This window comes from Bizionia hallyeonensis, assembly GCF_042657385.1.
Classification (GTDB): domain Bacteria; phylum Bacteroidota; class Bacteroidia; order Flavobacteriales; family Flavobacteriaceae; genus Algorimicrobium; species Algorimicrobium hallyeonense.
The window spans coordinates 318,644-336,523 of record NZ_JBHSLA010000003.1 but is presented as its reverse complement, the minus strand read 5'-3'; the positions used below and the strand labels follow the sequence as shown (position 1 = coordinate 336,523).

Annotated in this window: 24 protein-coding genes; 8 read left to right on the top strand and 16 right to left on the bottom strand. The window is 32.9% G+C overall.

What is annotated here, in order from left to right; translation table 11 throughout:
• The first annotated feature begins 79 nt into the window (after positions 1-79).
• Positions 80-499 (top strand): DUF2141 domain-containing protein, encoded by a 420-nt coding sequence (locus tag ACFPH8_RS09700; RefSeq protein WP_376860502.1) that lies wholly within the window; start codon positions 80-82, stop codon positions 497-499.
• Between the two features lie 72 nt (positions 500-571).
• Here ACFPH8_RS09700 and ACFPH8_RS09695 read toward each other — a convergent pair whose 3' ends face one another.
• On the bottom strand, positions 572-1,051 hold the full coding sequence (locus tag ACFPH8_RS09695; protein ID WP_248400561.1) for a Dps family protein: 480 nt from the start codon (positions 1,049-1,051) through the stop codon (positions 572-574).
• A gap of 106 nt (positions 1,052-1,157) precedes the next feature.
• Here ACFPH8_RS09695 and ACFPH8_RS09690 point away from each other — a divergent pair, with 106 nt between their 5' ends.
• Complete coding sequence (locus tag ACFPH8_RS09690; RefSeq protein WP_376860500.1) at positions 1,158-2,096, top strand: hydrogen peroxide-inducible genes activator; 939 nt, start codon at positions 1,158-1,160, stop codon at positions 2,094-2,096.
• Between the two features lie 33 nt (positions 2,097-2,129).
• On the opposite strand, the gene ACFPH8_RS09685 is transcribed toward ACFPH8_RS09690, so the two are convergent.
• The 3 genes from ACFPH8_RS09685 to ACFPH8_RS09675 all read right to left on the bottom strand — a co-directional run bounded on the left by ACFPH8_RS09685 (position 2,130) and on the right by ACFPH8_RS09675 (position 3,916).
• Entirely contained in the window at positions 2,130-2,327 is a 198-nt protein-coding gene (locus ACFPH8_RS09685) for a hypothetical protein (RefSeq protein WP_066251981.1), read from the bottom strand.
• A 213-nt stretch (positions 2,328-2,540) separates the two neighbouring features.
• Positions 2,541-3,341 carry a TIGR00266 family protein gene (locus ACFPH8_RS09680; RefSeq protein ID WP_248400563.1) on the bottom strand — a complete coding sequence of 267 codons (801 nt, stop codon included), beginning with the start codon at positions 3,339-3,341 and terminating at the stop codon, positions 2,541-2,543.
• A gap of 119 nt (positions 3,342-3,460) precedes the next feature.
• Positions 3,461-3,916, bottom strand: a complete 456-nt coding sequence (locus ACFPH8_RS09675) for a DUF4442 domain-containing protein (RefSeq protein ID WP_248400564.1) — start codon at positions 3,914-3,916, stop codon at positions 3,461-3,463.
• A 142-nt stretch (positions 3,917-4,058) separates the two neighbouring features.
• On the opposite strand from ACFPH8_RS09675, the gene ACFPH8_RS09670 reads away from it, so the two are divergent.
• The 3 genes from ACFPH8_RS09670 to ACFPH8_RS09660 all read left to right on the top strand — a co-directional run bounded on the left by ACFPH8_RS09670 (position 4,059) and on the right by ACFPH8_RS09660 (position 6,801).
• The gene (locus tag ACFPH8_RS09670) at positions 4,059-4,505 is read left to right on the top strand and encodes a DUF4870 domain-containing protein (RefSeq protein WP_248400565.1); all 447 of its coding nucleotides are present in this window, start codon (positions 4,059-4,061) and stop codon (positions 4,503-4,505) included.
• A 131-nt stretch (positions 4,506-4,636) separates the two neighbouring features.
• Entirely contained in the window at positions 4,637-4,975 is a 339-nt protein-coding gene (locus ACFPH8_RS09665) for a PadR family transcriptional regulator (RefSeq protein ID WP_248400566.1), read from the top strand.
• A complete protein-coding gene (locus ACFPH8_RS09660) occupies positions 4,975-6,801 on the top strand; it encodes a PspC domain-containing protein (RefSeq protein WP_376860496.1) in 1,827 nt (608 codons plus the stop codon). The genes ACFPH8_RS09665 and ACFPH8_RS09660 overlap by 1 nt, the downstream gene beginning before the upstream one ends.
• Positions 6,802-6,982: 181 nt before the next feature.
• On the opposite strand, the gene trxB is transcribed toward ACFPH8_RS09660, so the two are convergent.
• A complete protein-coding gene (gene trxB / locus ACFPH8_RS09655) occupies positions 6,983-7,963 on the bottom strand; it encodes a thioredoxin-disulfide reductase (protein WP_248400568.1) in 981 nt (326 codons plus the stop codon).
• 229 nt (positions 7,964-8,192) lie between these two features.
• Between trxB and ACFPH8_RS09650 the strand changes: the two genes are divergently transcribed.
• Complete coding sequence (locus ACFPH8_RS09650; RefSeq protein WP_376860494.1) at positions 8,193-8,627, top strand: arsenate reductase family protein; 435 nt, start codon at positions 8,193-8,195, stop codon at positions 8,625-8,627.
• A 7-nt stretch (positions 8,628-8,634) separates the two neighbouring features.
• On the opposite strand, the gene ACFPH8_RS09645 is transcribed toward ACFPH8_RS09650, so the two are convergent.
• From ACFPH8_RS09645 to ACFPH8_RS09610, 8 genes are all read right to left on the bottom strand, one after another.
• Positions 8,635-8,958, bottom strand: a complete 324-nt coding sequence (locus tag ACFPH8_RS09645) for a hypothetical protein (RefSeq protein ID WP_248400570.1) — start codon at positions 8,956-8,958, stop codon at positions 8,635-8,637.
• A 114-nt stretch (positions 8,959-9,072) separates the two neighbouring features.
• Positions 9,073-9,231 carry a hypothetical protein gene (locus tag ACFPH8_RS09640; RefSeq protein ID WP_248400571.1) on the bottom strand — a complete coding sequence of 53 codons (159 nt, stop codon included), beginning with the start codon at positions 9,229-9,231 and terminating at the stop codon, positions 9,073-9,075.
• Positions 9,232-9,265: 34 nt separating this feature from the next.
• Entirely contained in the window at positions 9,266-9,424 is a 159-nt protein-coding gene (locus ACFPH8_RS09635; RefSeq protein WP_008635694.1) for a DUF1328 family protein, read from the bottom strand.
• Positions 9,425-9,611: 187 nt separating this feature from the next.
• Positions 9,612-10,061: a ferritin-like domain-containing protein gene (locus tag ACFPH8_RS09630; protein ID WP_376860491.1), complete on the bottom strand. Its 450-nt coding sequence runs from the start codon at positions 10,059-10,061 to the stop codon at positions 9,612-9,614.
• Positions 10,062-10,232: 171 nt separating this feature from the next.
• Positions 10,233-10,667: a hemerythrin domain-containing protein gene (locus ACFPH8_RS09625; RefSeq protein ID WP_248400573.1), complete on the bottom strand. Its 435-nt coding sequence runs from the start codon at positions 10,665-10,667 to the stop codon at positions 10,233-10,235.
• 57 nt (positions 10,668-10,724) lie between these two features.
• A complete protein-coding gene (locus ACFPH8_RS09620; RefSeq protein ID WP_248400574.1) occupies positions 10,725-10,934 on the bottom strand; it encodes a hypothetical protein in 210 nt (69 codons plus the stop codon).
• 27 nt (positions 10,935-10,961) lie between these two features.
• Positions 10,962-11,324: a hypothetical protein gene (locus ACFPH8_RS09615; RefSeq protein WP_376860489.1), complete on the bottom strand. Its 363-nt coding sequence runs from the start codon at positions 11,322-11,324 to the stop codon at positions 10,962-10,964.
• Positions 11,325-11,330: 6 nt separating this feature from the next.
• Complete coding sequence (locus ACFPH8_RS09610; RefSeq protein WP_248400576.1) at positions 11,331-11,660, bottom strand: YtxH domain-containing protein; 330 nt, start codon at positions 11,658-11,660, stop codon at positions 11,331-11,333.
• Between the two features lie 190 nt (positions 11,661-11,850).
• On the opposite strand from ACFPH8_RS09610, the gene ACFPH8_RS09605 reads away from it, so the two are divergent.
• Together ACFPH8_RS09605 and ACFPH8_RS09600 are read left to right on the top strand one after the other, a co-directional pair.
• The gene (locus tag ACFPH8_RS09605; RefSeq protein ID WP_376860487.1) at positions 11,851-13,218 is read left to right on the top strand and encodes an NAD-dependent succinate-semialdehyde dehydrogenase; all 1,368 of its coding nucleotides are present in this window, start codon (positions 11,851-11,853) and stop codon (positions 13,216-13,218) included.
• Between the two features lie 12 nt (positions 13,219-13,230).
• Positions 13,231-13,383: a hypothetical protein gene (locus tag ACFPH8_RS09600; protein ID WP_248400578.1), complete on the top strand. Its 153-nt coding sequence runs from the start codon at positions 13,231-13,233 to the stop codon at positions 13,381-13,383.
• 148 nt (positions 13,384-13,531) lie between these two features.
• Here the strand turns inward: ACFPH8_RS09600 and ACFPH8_RS09595 are convergent, their stop codons facing one another.
• The 3 genes from ACFPH8_RS09595 to ACFPH8_RS09585 all read right to left on the bottom strand — a co-directional run bounded on the left by ACFPH8_RS09595 (position 13,532) and on the right by ACFPH8_RS09585 (position 17,870).
• Positions 13,532-14,560, bottom strand: coding sequence for a helix-turn-helix transcriptional regulator (locus ACFPH8_RS09595; RefSeq protein ID WP_248400579.1), 1,029 nt, complete (start codon positions 14,558-14,560; stop codon positions 13,532-13,534).
• Positions 14,561-14,823: 263 nt separating this feature from the next.
• On the bottom strand, positions 14,824-17,418 hold the full coding sequence (locus tag ACFPH8_RS09590) for an ATP-binding protein (protein ID WP_376860484.1): 2,595 nt from the start codon (positions 17,416-17,418) through the stop codon (positions 14,824-14,826).
• A gap of 5 nt (positions 17,419-17,423) precedes the next feature.
• A complete protein-coding gene (locus ACFPH8_RS09585) occupies positions 17,424-17,870 on the bottom strand; it encodes a response regulator (RefSeq protein WP_248400581.1) in 447 nt (148 codons plus the stop codon).
• Positions 17,871-17,880: the final 10 nt, after the last annotated feature.

Sequence of the window (17,880 nt, the reverse complement as noted above, 5' to 3'; positions counted from 1 at the left end):
AACAGTTCAGTGAGCTTACTTTTCAGAACATAGCGGTTTGATATATATTTACAATGTATTAATCTAAAAACCAACACTTATGAAAACGCTAGCAATTATTATCGCTTTTACCTTAACATCTTTTATTTCTCACGCACAAGATAGTTTGCAGACCCACACTGTTTCCGTTACAGTAGAAAATCCACTAAATGCCAAAGGGCATGTTTTAATAGGACTACATACTGCTGATACATTTATGAAAGCAGAAGCACTTCAAAACCGTAAAGTAAAAGTAACAGATGGTAAAGCTATTGCCACTTTTAATAATTTAAAACCAGGCAACTATGCTGTTATGGTTGTTCATGACGAAAATGATAATTCGCGAATGGATTTTGAAGCTAATGGCATGCCTAAAGAATCTTACGGTATGTCCAACAATCTGATACTCATGGGACCACCAAACTTTAATGACGCTAAATTTGAATTGAAAGCAGACACTGAAATCAGTATTCGTTTTTAAAAAAATATTCATAAAAAAAGCGACCTACACTACTAGTACAGGTCGCTTTAATTAATAATCAAAAATTAATTATTATACAGTTTCGTTTAACCAAGCTTTAAACATCCAAACTGTTTTTTCTTGTTCCGTAATAAAATCACTCATCATAGCGTTTGTCCCTTCATCACCAACTTCATCTGTTTTATTTAAAATCTGACGTTCAATTTTAAGTAATTCTGCAAGTGAATCAACAATTAAACGTACGGTTTTTTCATCTTCAGAAACATTTTTTCCTACCGGTACTTTTGCTGCTTTCGTATAATCATCAAAGGTGTGTAATGGTGTTTCGCCTAAAGTTAAAATACGCTCTGCTATTTCATCTACCTTTATATTGGCATCGGTATACAGCTCTTCAAATTTTACATGTAAATCAAAGAAACGCTTTCCTCTAATATTCCAGTGCACACCTCTTAAGTTCTGGTAATACACTTGAAAGTTTGCTAATAAAACGTTTAAATCTTTAGCTATATCTTTAGTTTTTGTTTCGCTTAATCCAATTGTGTTTAATTTCATAATCATCTCGTTTTTTAGGTTCAATTCAAATTTAAGACATAATTAGCATCTTTTAGCATAAGTTTTATTGATAGTTTTTATATTTTTATAGTCTAAATTGATACCTATGACTATTACGCAACTTTATTACGTATTGGCAGTTGCCGAGCAGCAAAATTTTACCAAAGCTGCTGAAACATGTTTTGTTACCCAACCTACATTGAGTATGCAAATTCAGAAGTTAGAAGAAGAGCTAGACGTTCTTATTTTTGATCGGAGTAAAAAACCGATTGAGTTAACAGAAGTTGGAAAAAAAATTGTGAGTCAAGCCAAAAATATTGTGAATGAATCCTACAGAATTCAGGATATTGTAGATCAGGAAAAAGGATTTATTGGTGGTGAATTTAGGTTGGGAATTATTCCCACCATCATGCCAACCTTATTGCCTATGTTTTTAAAAACGTTCATTAAAAAGTACCCCAAAATAAAGTTGAAAATTGAGGAGCTTACTACAGACGAAATCATATCGCGTATTAAGGAAGGTCATTTAGATGCTGCCATTGCCGCTACGCCTTTGGAAAACGAGTATATAAAAGAACGCGTATTATATTTTGAACCATTTGTAGGTTATATTCCAGAACACCATAGGTTACACAATAAACAAAAATTAAATACCACGGATTTAGAAATTGATGATATGCTTCTTCTTGAAGATGGCCATTGTTTTAGAGATGGTGTTATAAATTTATGTAAAGCATTCAAAACGCATAATGAGGACCAATTTCAATTAGAAAGTGGTAGTATTGAAACCTTAATTAAACTATCAAATGAAGGATTGGGCATGACGCTCCTTCCCTATTTACATACCTTGGATTTGAGTGATACCGCCAAACACAACTTACATTATTTTAATGAGCCCTCACCTGCTAGAGAAGTCAGTTTACTCTACCATAAAAGTGAATTAAAAATGCAAATTATTGATGCCATGCATAATGTTATTTCAGGAATCATTAAAGGCGCCATTGCATTCCAAAATGTGAACATAGTTAGTCCACTTCCTAAATAAAAAAAAGCGACCAATAACGGTCGCTTTTCTATTTTATGTTTTTAAGTATACTAAACACTGATCTAAATCTGGATTCTGCCTTACTAAAGATTCAATATAAATCTTAAGTTCTTCAATTTCATAAGGTAATAATCTTTGAAGGGCTTTTTGAACTTCTCTGCAAAATAATGTCGCATCAAAACTCACCTTATTGAGTACAGTTTTCGTGTACTCGAACATTGCTCTGGCCATTTCTTAAAAATTTTAGGTTAAAAAGTAGATTTTTTAATAGGCAATAATATCTTATTTGATTTCTATAAATATAGTAAAAAAAGACATCCCTTCTGAAACGTAAACAAAACTTTAACATCAAAGAAAACTGTAAATGCGTTAAAAAAATAGGTTAACTCTTATTATACATCACTTTACGACTTATTGGTAATTGTTTATAGCTTGTTGAAAAGATTAAAACCGGTTATCACCATCTAACAAATCACCTAAACCACCTAAAATACTACCTTCACCTTTATCTTTTCCGCCGCCTTGTGGAGCTGATGCCAAGACGCGGCCCGCTAACCTGCTAAACGGTAAAGACTGAATATAAACGGTTCCAGGACCTTGTAATTTAGCAAAGAATAAACCTTCGCCTCCAAAAATGGTGTTTTTAATGCCTCCAACAAATTCCACATCATAATCAACACCTTGCGTAAAACCAACAATACACCCTGTATCCACGCGCAAAATTTCCCCAGGCTGTAAAACACGCTTCGCCATAGTTCCTCCAGCATGCACAAATGCCATACCATCACCTTCTAACTTTTGCATAATGAAACCTTCGCCACCAAAAAGTCCACGACCTAAACGCTTGCTAAATTCAATACCAATAGTAACGCCTTTAGCTGCACATAAAAAGGCATCCTTCTGGCAAATAAATTTACCGCCAAACGCTGTTAAGTCAATGGGTAAAATTTTACCAGGATAAGGCGAGGCAAAACTGATACGCTTTTTACCCACCAAATCATTATAGAACGCGGTCATAAATAAACTTTCACCAGTAAGAATTCGCTTGCCAGCTCCTAAAATAGAACCCATAAACCCTTTGTTTTTAGCAGAACCATCTCCAAAAATAGTTTCCATTTTAATGCCATCATCCATCATCATAAAACTCCCAGCTTCGGCAACAACGCCTTCTTGAGGGTCTAGTTCTATTTCAACATATTGCATTTCTTCACCAAATATGGCATAGTCAATTTCGTGTGCATTCATAATTTTAAATTTTTAAGATTGATACAGTATAGGTAGTTGATTTTCAATAATTGTTACAGTTTTATAAAGTAAGTATGTTCCAAAATCCTGACATAACACCAGTTATATTGTTTTAAAATCTAACCTTTCACCTTTAAAGTCCATTCAAAATTAAATTGTGAAACTTCTATGTTATCGGAATTAGTTCCAACCACATGCATCCAAATGGTTTGTCCTTCTCCCGTTTCAATAGTTCGCTTTATGGCTTCATCTATCTTATGCCCTTCTTTGCAAATAAATGTAATGCGTCCTGTTGCTTTTTTTGAAAAACTAGCATTGTTTGATGCTACCAACATAGAAATGTTTTTCCCACTAGCTTTAATCTTTTGCATCACCAAAGCTCCTGTTGTTAATTCGGCAGCCATACCTTGAACCGCCCAAAACATAGATTTAAATGGATTTTGATTTATCCATTTATGCTTAACTGTTACCACGCATTGTTCAGAATCTAACGATTTTGTTCTGACGCCTGTAAAGTAAGCTGCTGGCAACTTGAACATTAGAAACATATTGAGTTTACTAGGAGAAATAGTCATTTAGTATATATTTTTTTATAAATATATCGAAAATAAACGAATCCTTATTTGTTAATTTTATGTTAATTTTTAGTACTTTGCATTGCATAATACCTTCCTTTAGATATATATTCGCATAAGAAACTATTATATACTTTTAAAAATGATCGATAATCACCAAAAAAATCTAGCCACATTTATTCATCTGTCCACTTTTACGAGGTTCTTGATTCCTTTTGGAAATTTTATTGGCCCATTAGTTTTATGGGTCATGAATAAAGACAAATCAGACTTTGTAGATGCGCATGGAAAGCAAGCTATTAATTTTCAGATAAGCATTTTATTGTATGCATTAATTATTGGCATGGTAACTATTCCTTTTTTCATTTTTAATTTGATTAGCGGTTTCGATTTTTTAGATATCAATACGTTTGATAGTATTCATATTAGTATAACCAAACCTTCACCGCTACTTTATATAACGGGTGGATTAGGATTTTTAGCTGTTATTGGGTTTATTTTAGAGCTAGTTTTTATAGTTAAGGCAGCATTATCTGCTAGAGACGGCCAAGCATTTCAATATCCATTAACCATTAAATTTTTAAAATAATCAGTATAATTTCATCAATAAATCAATCCTGCTTTACAGCAGATAAACAATCAAAAAATGGACAGTTTAAAAAAATTATTAGGAGAAACGCGCTTTAAGCGGTTTGCCTTAATTAAAATTAAAAGACACATATGAAAATAGAAAACACAAAAGCTCAAATGCGTAAAGGTGTTTTGGAGTATTGTATTCTTTCGGTATTAAAAGACGATGACGCTTATGTAGCCGAAATTTTAGAGACTTTAAAAGATGCCAAATTACTAGTTGTGGAAGGAACCATATATCCGTTGCTTACCAGACTTAAAAACGCAGGACTTCTTAATTATCGTTGGGAAGAATCTACATCTGGACCACCACGAAAATATTATGGTCTCACCGAAACCGGCAAGTTGTTTTTAAATGAATTAACCACAACTTGGAACGAATTACAACATGCAGTTAATATAGTAACCAGTCAAAAAAACACGAAATAATGAATAAAACAGTCAACATAAATTTAGCAGGTATTTTTTTCCACATTGATGAGGATGCATACCTAAAATTACAACGCTATCTTGAGGCTATAAAACGTTCATTTACCGACTCTCAAGGACGCTCTGAAATTATTTCAGATATTGAAGCGCGTATTGCCGAATTGTTTAGCGAGCGCATTAAACATGATAAGCAGGTTATTGGCAATAAAGAAGTAGAAGATATTATTACCATTATGGGACAACCAGAAGATTATTTGGTTGATGATGAAATCTTTGAAGACGAACCACAAAGCCCATATCAACGTAAATCAACTCCAAATAAAAAACTATTTAGAGATACTGAAAATTCCTATATTGGTGGAGTTTCAGCTGGGTTGGGACATTATTTTGGCATTGATACTATTTGGATTCGCTTATTATGGATTATCTTGATATTTGGTGCTGGAACGGGTGTATTCTTATATATTATATTATGGGTTTTAATTCCTGAAGCCAAAACAACCGCGGACAAGCTCACCATGACTGGTGAGCCTGTTAACATTAGTAATATTGAAAAAAAAATAAAAGATGGCTTTGATAACGTTTCTGATGTTGCTAAAAATGTAGGTGATTCTTTGTCAGGTACTGCTAAATCGGTTTCCGATTCGGTTTCTGGTGCCGCAAAAAACGTCAATTTTCAAAAGCATGGAAATAGTATTAAATCAAGCTCACAAAGTTTTTTTGATGCTATTGGGAATATCTTTATTTTCTTCTTTAAAGTGATAGCCAAGTTTATAGGTATTATTCTCATTATTATTGGAGCTGGTACCTTAATAAGCTTGCTTATTGGGTTACTAACAGTTGGTGTAACCGACATTATTCATATTCCAGGATTTGAATTATTAGATGCCGCCAATGCCGCTAACACTCCTATTTGGCTCGTATCTATGTTGTTCTTTTTTGCTATTGGAATTCCTTTCTTTTTCGTCTTTTATTTGGGACTTAAAATTTTAATTAACAACCTAAAATCTATTGGAAATATTGCAAAATTTTCCCTATTAGGAATTTGGTTGGTAGCCATAATTAGTTTGACTATTATTGGTATTAAGCAAGCCACACAGCACGCTTTTGATGCTAGCGTATCCCAAAAAGACACACTACCAATTACAGCTAATGATACATTGGTAGTGAAAATGGCAGAGAGTATTACCTATAACAAAAACTTTAATAGACATGGTAATTCTACGCGATTGGCTTATGATGACAATAATAAAAAAATTATTTACTCAACAGATATTCGTTTAATTGTAAAATCCACAAGAGATTCATTAGCCTATGTTACCATTGAAAAACAAGCCGATGGAAGCGATTTTCTTTTAGCTAAAAAACGTGCCGAAAATATAAATTATCAGTATGAATTAAAAGGTAACACGTTAATTTTAGATCCGTTTTTAACAACGGCAATTGACAATAAATTTAGCGACCAAGAAGTGGAAATAACCGTGTATTTACCGGAAGGAAGCACCTTATATGCAGATGACAACACGTATAATTTTCATAGAAACTCCAGCTATTACAATGACATTTTAGATAATGGTATGGAAGAGCATTATTTAAAAATAATAAATGACGGTGTTATTTGCGAAGATTGTCCGGAAGACGATTTTGACGTGAACATACATGTTAACGATGATAATTCTAGTGTTAGAATAGACGAAAATGGTGTGCAAATCAAATCAACCGACTCCAGTTTAGAAGTCAATGAGGACGGCATAAAAGCCAATAGTGAGGAGGTTAAAGTAAATATTGATAAAAACGGTATAGAAATAACAACGGATAATAATTAAAAACATGGTATCCTGCCTATCGGCATTCAATCAATCAAAAAATCAACCAATCATGACCACCTTATCAAAAATTATCATTTCTATTATTATAACACTTTATATGTTTCTTTTTTGAAAGAAACAAAGCACAAAAAAACCGAAGCAATTGCTTCGGTTTTTTTTATGTAAATCTTTATGTTATTTAGTTATATGTAGATGTGCTTACTTCAAAATCGGCATCTTGAGCAGCCAACCAACGTTCCGCATCTAAAGCCGCCATACAACCAGTTCCAGCAGCTGTAACCGCTTGTCTGTAAACATGATCTGCTGCATCACCAGATACAAAAACACCTTCAATATTTGTTTTAGATGTTCCAGGTACATTAATAATATAACCCGTTTCATCTAATTCTAGAAAGTCTTTAAAAATATCTGTGTTAGGTTTGTGTCCAATAGCTACAAAAAATCCTGTTGCAGGAATTTCAAATTTCTCATTGGTCTGATTGTTAAAAACGCGAACACCTGTAACCACTTGTCCATCTCCTAATACCTCATCCGTTTCGGTATTGAATAAAATCTCAATATTTTCGGTTTTCTTAACGCGTTCCGCCATGATTTTAGAAGCTCTAAACTCATCACGTCTAACCAACATCGTTACTTTCTTACAAAGTTTAGATAAGTAGTGCGCTTCTTCGCAAGCACTATCTCCTGCACCAACAATAACCACCTCGTGATTTCTGTAGAAAAAGCCATCGCAAACAGCACATGCCGAAACACCTCCACCTAATTTTAAGTATTTTTGTTCAGATTCTAATCCTAAATACTTCGCTGAAGCACCTGTAGAAATGATAACGGTTTCACAGTGAATTTCCTTGGTGTCATTGACCCATACTTTATGTATACCTCCAGAAAAATCAACTTTCGTTACCCAACCATCCCGTACGTCGGTTTCAAAACGTTCAGCTTGTTTCTGTAGCTCCATCATCATAGCTGGACCTGTAATACCTTCTGGATAACCGGGAAAATTCTCAACTTCATTTGTAGTAGTTAACTGACCACCCGGTTGCGTTCCTTGGTATAAAACAGGTTTCATATTTGCTCTGGCTGCATAAATAGCCGCTGTATAACCAGCAGGACCAGAACCTATTATTAAACATTTTACTTTTTCTATCGTTTCAGACATAATGTGCGTGTAAATTTATTAATACAAAAGTAGAATTTTTAGTAGAAACCTTACAGTAAACTTATTAAAAGTTATTATGTAACAATTAATTTTATTGATACAGCTTGCGTATAAACCGTTTAGCTCATTTTTTTAGCTTAACACGTCCTAAAGCCTTCCCTATTCGAGTTAAAATTTAATTTTATTACGTTATATTGCATAACATTTTACAAATAGATTTACACTAAAAATGAAAGAAGAAGATTCTATGGGAACCATTGCAACTAATAACCGAAAAGTGATACTATATTATAATTCAGAAACCTCAATAGGGCAACAAGCTTATGCTTATGTAAACAGCTCTAATCGTGGTATTTTAGTAATTGATATTTCTAAAACAAAAGTAACTGGAACTCAATGGGCTGAAATTGCTACCAATCTTAACACTTCTTTAGGCGGTTTAGTGAATCAAGAACATCCCGATTTTAAAAACAACTACAGTACAGATAAAGCATCTTTATCTGAAGATGATTGGATTAAAGTTCTTCAAAATCATCCAAGCAGTTTACGCTGTCCAATTTTAGTGGATGGTAAAAACTTCCATTTTATTGAAACACCTTCAGAAATTTCCAAGTATTTTGATAAAGAGGAGAAATCTGATGATGGCAGATCACCTATTGAATAACGGTATTTTAAATAACGTCATTAGAATGGTCATTCTCTGCCGGTATTTTTCTAAAAAAGCTATCTAAATCGGTATCGCTATCTATTCCATAGCTAGCAGTAACTAGTCCTTTTTTTCCATCTTCTGTTTCTATCACGTAAAGAATAGACATATCGGATGGGTTACTTACCCCTTCAAAACGTTGCGTTCTTTTTATAAAAATTTGCTCCGGTTGATAGCCCTTTTTACTTGTTAATTCAACTAAAAAACCATTTTCACATCTAAAACTACTTGTATAACCACGTTCCTGATATTTTTGTATATGCTTTAATTCTGTTCGCTCTTGTTTCATAATATATAGTTTAAATTACAATAAAGCAGATATTCACTAAACGCAAACACCTGCTTTAACTACTAACCAAAATACGACTTTTGGTAGTTTTAATAAAATATATGTACTATTATTTTAATCAATAGCATCTTCTACATCGTCTGCTACATCTTGAGCAGCATCTCCTACATCATCCGCAACATCTTCAATGCTATCATTTTTTTGTTCTCTACAACTTGGCAATACTAGCGACATACTGAATGCCACTAAAAAAACATAAAGGAATTTTCTCATAATAATTGGTTTTAATTGTTAATTAGAATATAATTTATACTTTTCTTCCACGAATAAGTGAAATAATAAAAAGTACAATAAAGATAAAGAATAATACTTTAGCAATTCCTGCAGCTCCTGCTGCTATTCCACCAAAACCAAAGATTCCAGCTATAATTGCTAATACTATAAAAATAATTGTCCAACGTAACATAATTTGTGTATTTAATGGTTAATTAGAAAACTGGCTATCAGCGTTCTACAATGTAAATATCGTGATTTAATATACTTAAGCCTTGCTCAATCAGAATAGCTTTTAACTCAAATAGGATTCAAAAAGAAAGGGCTCTTTAAAAAAAGACCCCTTCTTATTGCTAGATTAAAAGAAAATTAATAGAAGATTATTTTAAATCTTCTAATTTTTTAATCGTGTTTAATTCTTGCCAAATCGTATTTTTCTGATTTAAAACTAAATCTCTGGTTGATGTTGGCAAAGCTGTTTCTTTCAGCACATCTTCGTATTCTTCCACGGATGCTTTCTCTCCCCGAATGGCTTCTTCTAACATGGACTCTTCATTATCACTTGAAAAAACTGCTTTTACATCCATCCAGGCTCTATGTGCCGTACCAGTTGCACTTCCCCCTTTATCAGGTTCCTGACCATAATTTTTAATTTCAGCCTTTAATTGATGACCAAAATCATAACGTTCAGCGGCTTTACGGTTGAAAAAGTTTTTTAATGCAATGTGATCGGTGTTTTCAGCTGCTTTTTTGTAGCCTTTTTCAGCATCGTAATTTTTTTCTAATAAGGCGTTTAATTTGCTTCCTACTTCTTTTGTGTATGGGTTCATAATAATATGTTTTTAAATTTTTAGCAATTTATTTACAGATGCTTGCTTTTTCACATCTCACACCTTAAAACTTAAAGTGCTTACAATTATAAAGATACGTGTAGAAATAAGAATGCGTTAATCTAAAAAAAAATTAAATTAACGCAATAAAAGTAATGTGATAATTGGGCCTTATAAATTATTTTTCATGTGACTTTGGTATGAAGTGGCCAAAGATGTTTTTTGAGTATCACTAAAAACTTTTCCTGCTAATTGAAAAAAACTATGTTCCTCATCTTCTAAATGATGCTCCACTTTATGTTTTAAATCTTTTGCAATTTTTAGCCAGGATGACGCATCACGTTCGGTATCTTCCAACTGCTCTATAAGCTCATCTATTTCATGATGTTCTGCAATTCCATGTCTGGCATGTTCTTGCATCATATCGTTACTAATTAACGGCTTATAAAAATGACGTTCTTCAGCGTCTGCATGAACTTCTAATTGTTTTTTCACAGCTTTAAAAATTTCGTCTCTTGTTTTGGTATCGCCAGATGTTTTAACGAGTTTATCTAACAAATCTCGTTGTACATCGTGATCTTGTCTTATAGCTTCAAAAATTGTCATGATTTTTTTCTTTAGTTATTAATAAAAAAAGAAGATTAAAATATTGTAACAACATTTTTATCTTCTTGAAAATAGTTTTCTAAAAAGAACAAATACACCATATTTACTGGCTCCTTTTATTAAAGGCTCAATCCAGTTATACGGTCTGAAGTCGTCTTTGATTTCTGTTTTCAGTAATTTTAATTCTTCCCAAGCAATTTTACGTTCTAAATTTAATTGCTTTAGTTCGATTTCAATGTCTTGGAAGTTCGTGTATGGTGGTTTCATATCTAATTTCTTAATAGTACGTTCAAATTAATAATCTATATCATCTTCATAGAATTTAGCGCCTATTTTCATTATTACATATGCGCTAATAGATTTACGCGTCATATAAATAATGAGTCCGATAATAAAGAATATTGCTGCAACAGAAAGGTACCCTAAGGCCAAGTTTTCAAAAAGTTTGCCTAAATGAATAGCTCCAGCAAATGCACCAAAAATAAGTCCTAGAACCAATAAGGTTCCAACAGCCAAAAGTTTGGCCACCATGCTTACAGCATAGGTTAATTGTTGGAATACTTTTAGCTTGAAATATTGGTGAGATTTTTCTAAAAAGTTCTCACCAATATCTGCAGCTCTTCCTGTTTTTTCTCCTATGGATTCAAAAACGTTCATAATTAATTATGATTTTTGAAGTTTCTTATTCTGAGCTTTTAAATCTTTTAGCTTGGCTTCCAAAGTTGTAATAACATCTTCAGCTTTATAACTAGCATCTGTTACTAAAGACTCTACTCTATCTTCTAAATTATGTCTTTCCGTGCTTACAGTTGAGGCAACACGATCACGTAAATCTGATGCTGATGATGCTAAACGTTGCTTCTGTAATTCTGCTTCATCTGCTATGCGTTGTCTTGTAGCACTTCCTTTATCTGGTGCAAATAAAATTCCTAATACTGCTCCTATAGCTGCTCCAGCTAAAATTCCTAATCCTGTACTTCCGTTATTTGTCATGGTATATATTTTTTAAGTTAAACATGTGTTTCAATAATTCAAAGATCATGATATTAAGACGTTTACATTAACGCTAATCATTTAATTATTGCCGTAAAACAATTTCAGGTATCGCGTTAATTGTTTTATGGAATAGGTTAATTTCAACAACCGTTAAAAATTAACTTGTATATACTTAAAAAAAAACGAAATGTCTAATAAAACAATTAAAACAATAAACCCTTATAATGGGAATGCCTTGGAAAGTTATAAGCAGTTTTCGGACGATAAAGTGGAAAGCTACTTAAGTTTGGCCAACCAAACCTTCAAGGAATGGAGCACTACAGAAATTTCTCATCGTACAACCTTACTAAAACAATTAGCGGATACGCTTATTACTAATAAACAGCATTATAGCCAGCTCATGACACAAGAAATGGGAAAACCTATTTCTCAAAGCATGGCTGAAATAGAAAAATGCGCCTTGTTGGCCGATTTTTACATAACCAATGCTGACGATTTTTTAGCAGATGAACTCATAAATACCGATGCTTCTGAAAGCTTTATAAGTTATGACCCTTTGGGTTGTATTCTAGGCATTATGCCATGGAATTATCCCTTTTGGCAAGTTTTACGCTTTGCCATTCCAACTATTACAGCTGGAAATACCGTATTATTAAAACACGCGGCAAATGTTACAGGTTCGGCATTAGCAATTCAAGACTTATTTGAAGAAAGTGGTTATCCAGAAGGATGCTTTCAAACCTTAATAGTAGATCACGATCAAATAGAAACTATTATTGCGGATAACAGAATTCAAGCCGTGTCTTTAACAGGAAGCGAAAAGGCAGGCAAACATATTGCCCAATTGGCAGGAAAAAACCTTAAAAAAACCGTTTTAGAATTGGGTGGAAATAATGCCTGTATTGTTCTAGCCGATGCCGATTTAGATTCACATCTAGATACTATGGTAAATGCTAGAATGCAAAACACTGGACAAAGCTGTATTGCCGCCAAGCGTTTTATTGTTGAAGCTGCTATTTATGATGAATTTTTAGAAAAATTTAAAAATAAAGTAACCGCCATAAAAATTGGTGACCCTTTAAAAGAAGCAACTGAATTAAGTGTTCTTGCTCGTGAAGATTTAGCGAAAACCCTGAAAGATCAAGTGGATAAATCCGTAAAAAAAGGCGCTAAAATACTTATTGGAAATAAAAGCGACAAGGCCTTTTTTGAGCCCACAATAATTACCAATGTCACGCCAGGTATGCCCGTCTTCGATGAAGAAACCTTTGGTCCTGTTGCTGCCATTATAAAAGTAAAAGATGCAGAAGAAGCCTATAAACTAGCAGCCAATTCCAGACTTGGTTTAGGTAGTATGGTTTTTACACAAGATACTGAAACTGCCAAACACCAAATTAATCAGATTCCGGATGGTGCCTTTTTTATAAATGCCATGGTAAAATCAGATCCTCGATTGCCGTTTGGTGGCACCAAAGCTTCAGGTTTTGGTCGGGAATTATCAGTTGAAGGCATCCACGAATTTGTAAATAAGAAAACAATATATATTAACCTTTAAAAAATAAATATTATGCCAGTAGTTAAAGATAAAGATTCAGATAGAGAAGATTATTTATTACAAGATGATAAAAAAACAGTGTTTACTGCAACTTTTGTAATTGTTGCGTTAATAGTATTAGTTATAGCTGTAATTATTTCAGGATTATATTTTGAATGGTTTTAATCTTCTAAAGGAAAATTAACAAGTACTTAAAAATAAAAAAGCTCAACATTTCGTTGAGCTTTTTGTTTGTTATTAATTTTGTTTAAAACTATAATGCGTAAATCGTTTTAAGGGTTTGTCTTAAAATAGACGGTTTTAAAAATAATTATTACGCTGTCATAGATAAATCGCGCTGTGCAAATTTGTAATCTTTTGGGCTACAGTTATACTTTTCTTTAAAAATTTTAGAGAAGTAACTTCTACTTGTTAACCCAATGGTATAAACCACTTGAGAAATATTCATATCTGTATTTTTCAATAAACCCTCGGCCTTTTTAATACGGACTTCTCTAATATATTCCGTTACAGTATGACCATGCATTAACTTAAAACCTTCTTGTAATTTTGAAGGTGATAAACCAAATTTGCCATATAAATCTGTAATGGTAATTTGTGTTTCTGAATTCTCATTTACATAATCCGAAACCGTTTTAATAGTTTCCATTTCAGTAACGGTAAGCGATCCTGTTTTTTGGTGATTATTATTTAAATCATCTGAATGTTGTTGTATTTCCAATGCTAAAATAACATGAACCAATCCTTGAACTAATAAATTTCTTACCAAACCTACCTGCGAAATAGCCTGTAGCTGGTCTATTTTTTTAGAAATTTTTAGGTTATGAGATCCTATATATACAAAGTTTTCTTCATCGTGATTTTTAAAGAAGGTATCATTTAATTTTTGCTTTAACCCTTCAGAACCAGACTCATTATTTAAGTTCGTCGTTTGGACTGAAATAAGCGTTGATTTTAATTGCTCATCCTTTTTAAAATACAGCAAATTTTCTTCCGCTTTTCTACTGGTTAGAATTCCAGTTTGGAAACTTCCCAGCGTGCGCTTCTCGCCCGTTTCACCAAAACTATGCTCTAGTTGTCCTTTAGAGCAATATGTAAAATAGATTGGATTTTTATCTGGCGTATTAATAGCTAAAACAAAATCATGATTAAAAACCATGTCAAATTCCAAATAGGTAATTCCATCATTTAACGAAATTCCTGTAATAATTCCTTTTCCTAATTCACTATCAACCTTTAAAGAATGCTCTTTATGGTCAGTTGTAAAAGTGCCACCAAATGTTTGTTCTAATTGTTGGAAAGTAGCTTGTATTGTATTGGCTTCTAAATATGCAGTTTTCATAAGGTCGTATTTTTAAGTTAGTAAATTAATCTCTTTATTTTCTGAATCATTAAAATGGCATATCCATAATTAATGATACTGTAAAGATCGATTAAGTAAGACCCTTTGCTGTTACACAATTTCGGCATTGTGTTATACAATCTTTCGATTTAAGCCCAAAAACCCTGATTTTCAAGCAAATAAAAAAAATAAAATTAAAAAAGTGCTTTATTGCGTTAAAACAATGTGCTACTAGTTTATGTGAAGATTTAATGGTTGCGCTATTAAGCTGGTAAAAATATTATGAATTGAGCCCCTGCTCCTAACGTTCCTTTTGCGTAAATATAACCATTATGGTTTTCTACAATTTTTTTACAAATAGCTAAACCAATTCCGGTTCCGGTATATTCTGTTTTTTGATGTAAGCGCTGAAAAACTTCAAATATTTTTTCAGTATGCTTTTCATCAAAACCAATACCATTATCCGAAACTATAATTTTATAATACTCTTGGCTAGTGGTTCTAAAATCTGTTGGTAATTCAGCATTACTTACCTTACTAGATTGTATTTCTATTTTAGGAAGCGACGTTTTACTTCTATATTTTAAAGCGTTGGCCAAAAGGTTGGCAAATAATTGCTCCATTTGAAAGAAAACACCATGGATATCTGGTAACTTATCTAATACAATTTCGGCTTCTGTATCTTTAATGGTATTAGCTAAATCCTCTTGTACTTTAAGTAATACATCATTTAAATCAACGCGCTCTAAATCTGTTTTACTACTATCAATCCTAGAATAAGCCAATAAATTTTGAATAAGATTTTGCATGCGTTCCGCAGCGTTCTTAACTTTCACAAAGTAATTACTTCCCTTTTCTGAGAATGTTTCGCCTTCCATATCTTCAATTCTAGATATAAAGAGCTGTATTTTACGAAGTGGCTCCTGCAAATCATGACTGGCTACGCGGTTAAACGATTCTAATTCGGCATTACTCTGTTGTAGTTCCGCATTACTTTTTCGTAATTCTTCAGCAGCACGGATGGTTTGTGTTACATCCTGCACTACACCAATCATAACCGTTTGCCCATCTTTATCTAAAAATTGTCCATTAGTTTTTAGATATTTAATTTTTCCTTTATTCGTTATTATTCGATAGGTAAACTCATCGGATGTTAAGCCGCTTATTGATTCTTTCAACCTCATATCATAGATCGGTAAATCCTCCGGGTGAATGAAATCTCGATATTTTTTTGATGAGGATACAAATTCATTAGGGCTGAAGCCTAAAATGCGATAAAAATTGTCTGATAGTTCACTGGTATCTGAATCCTTATACCACAAGAAACTACCAATTTTGGATATACTTTCAGCATCGTTTAAAATGGAGTTTCTAATAACCAATTGTTCATTTAGCTGGAGTAGTTGATCAGATTTTTCCTTTTCATCCGTGGTTTCCCTAATGGTTACCGTTACACCATCTCCCAATTTTATAGCGGTGGCAGAAAACCAATGTGTTTTACCTTCCTTCTCATAAGGAACATCATACTTTACTGTTTTGTTATTATCAATAGCATTCACTAAATGCTCGAAAACGCCAGTTTTAAAAATTTCTGGAAAAACGTCTGACACGTTTCTGTTTTTAATTTCTTCGGGAATATCACCCGTTACAGGGTTAATTCGGTCATTTACAAATAACACTTGAAAATCAATTATTTCATTATTCGCATTCCTAATGGATTTAAAGTGCATAACAATGTGTGAAATGCTTTTAAATATATTAGCCAATAATGCCCGATTATCTAATAGTTTTAAATTTTGATTTTCTAATCGTTTTTTGAGTTTAAGTTGTGTGTTTTTGGCCCGCTCTTGAGCGGTAATGTTTCTAGAGGTAACCAAAATACCATTGGACAATGTTGTAACGAGCGATTCAAACCACATGTGTGAACCGTTCATGGTCATTTCAATTTCGAATTTTACTTTTTCCTGGGTATTATAACACTCTAAAAATTTACTAAATGCATCATGTCCTTCTAAAAACGGAAATACCTCTAAAACCGTTTTGCCTAACATATCATCTGGATCTAAACCAAAATAATCCCGATTGCAAGCGTTGGCATATACAATGATGAAATCTACTATATCGTTGTCCTCATTAAATATGGGTTCATAATAATTTACCACATTATCCGTAGTACCCAGAACATTTCTTAAAAAGTTTTCCGATTCTCTAATCCGTAATTTATTTCTATACATTCTTAAAAAAGAAAGGATAAAAACTAATAGTGCCAGAAATGCTAATAATAGTAGTAAAAGCGGTGCTAAAGATTTATCGGATTCATAGGTTTCTTGTCTAAGATGCATGAGCCGTTGCTCTTCACGCAATATGTCCCCTTTTAAACTTCTAATTTGATAGAGCGTAATGCTAATTACAGACTTTTGCGCATCTCTATATTGCAACAAAGTATCATCGGTTTCTAAATCGGTATTATCTAAATCTTGAAGCTGATTATATAAGTCACCTAAAAGACCTTTAACCGATTGTAAACGTTTTATTTGTGATGGGTCATCTTCTAGCAAATGCATTAAGCTATCCATAATAACACGTCCTTCTTCACGATAGGCTTTAAAAACGTTTTCGCTTTTATCAGATTTTAATAGTGCATCTCTAAATTCTTCTGAATCCGCTTCGGTATAATGAGCTGTTAGCAAACTAATACCATTATATACATGTAGCGAATGGGAAACCATTTCAGCAGATTTCTGCATGACCACAATTTGTTTATAAGCCATGGTAGAGGTAAAAACAAGCAATACAAGTGCTAAAAAAGATAGCACAAAGTAGGTTTTAGTAGAAGTATAAACGCGTTTAAAATTCATAGTTATTAGATACGGAAGAGAAAAGTATCTTTATTCAAATTGGAGGTATGATATTGCCAATTGAGTTGTAAGACCTTTTCGACTACTTCTCGCAATTTACTAAAGTTATTGGGCTTATTTACATAAATATTTGCTCCATTTAAAAAAGTATCTTCAATATCTTTTTCTGACGAGGATGTAGAATATATTGCCACACACAAATCTTTTAGTTTGGGATTATTCCGAATTTCAATTAAACATTGCTTACCATTTTTTATGGGCATATTTAAATCTAAAAATATCAGATTTGGCAAAACAACATTAGGTAAAACTAAATAGTCCATGAGCTCTTGTCCATGGTTAAATAATGATAATTTGGTGCGCATATCAATTTCTTCAATGGCTTCACTAAACAACATTCTGTCATCCTCATCATCATCCGCTAAAACAATATTTAATAGCATGTCATTCATTCCGTTCCTT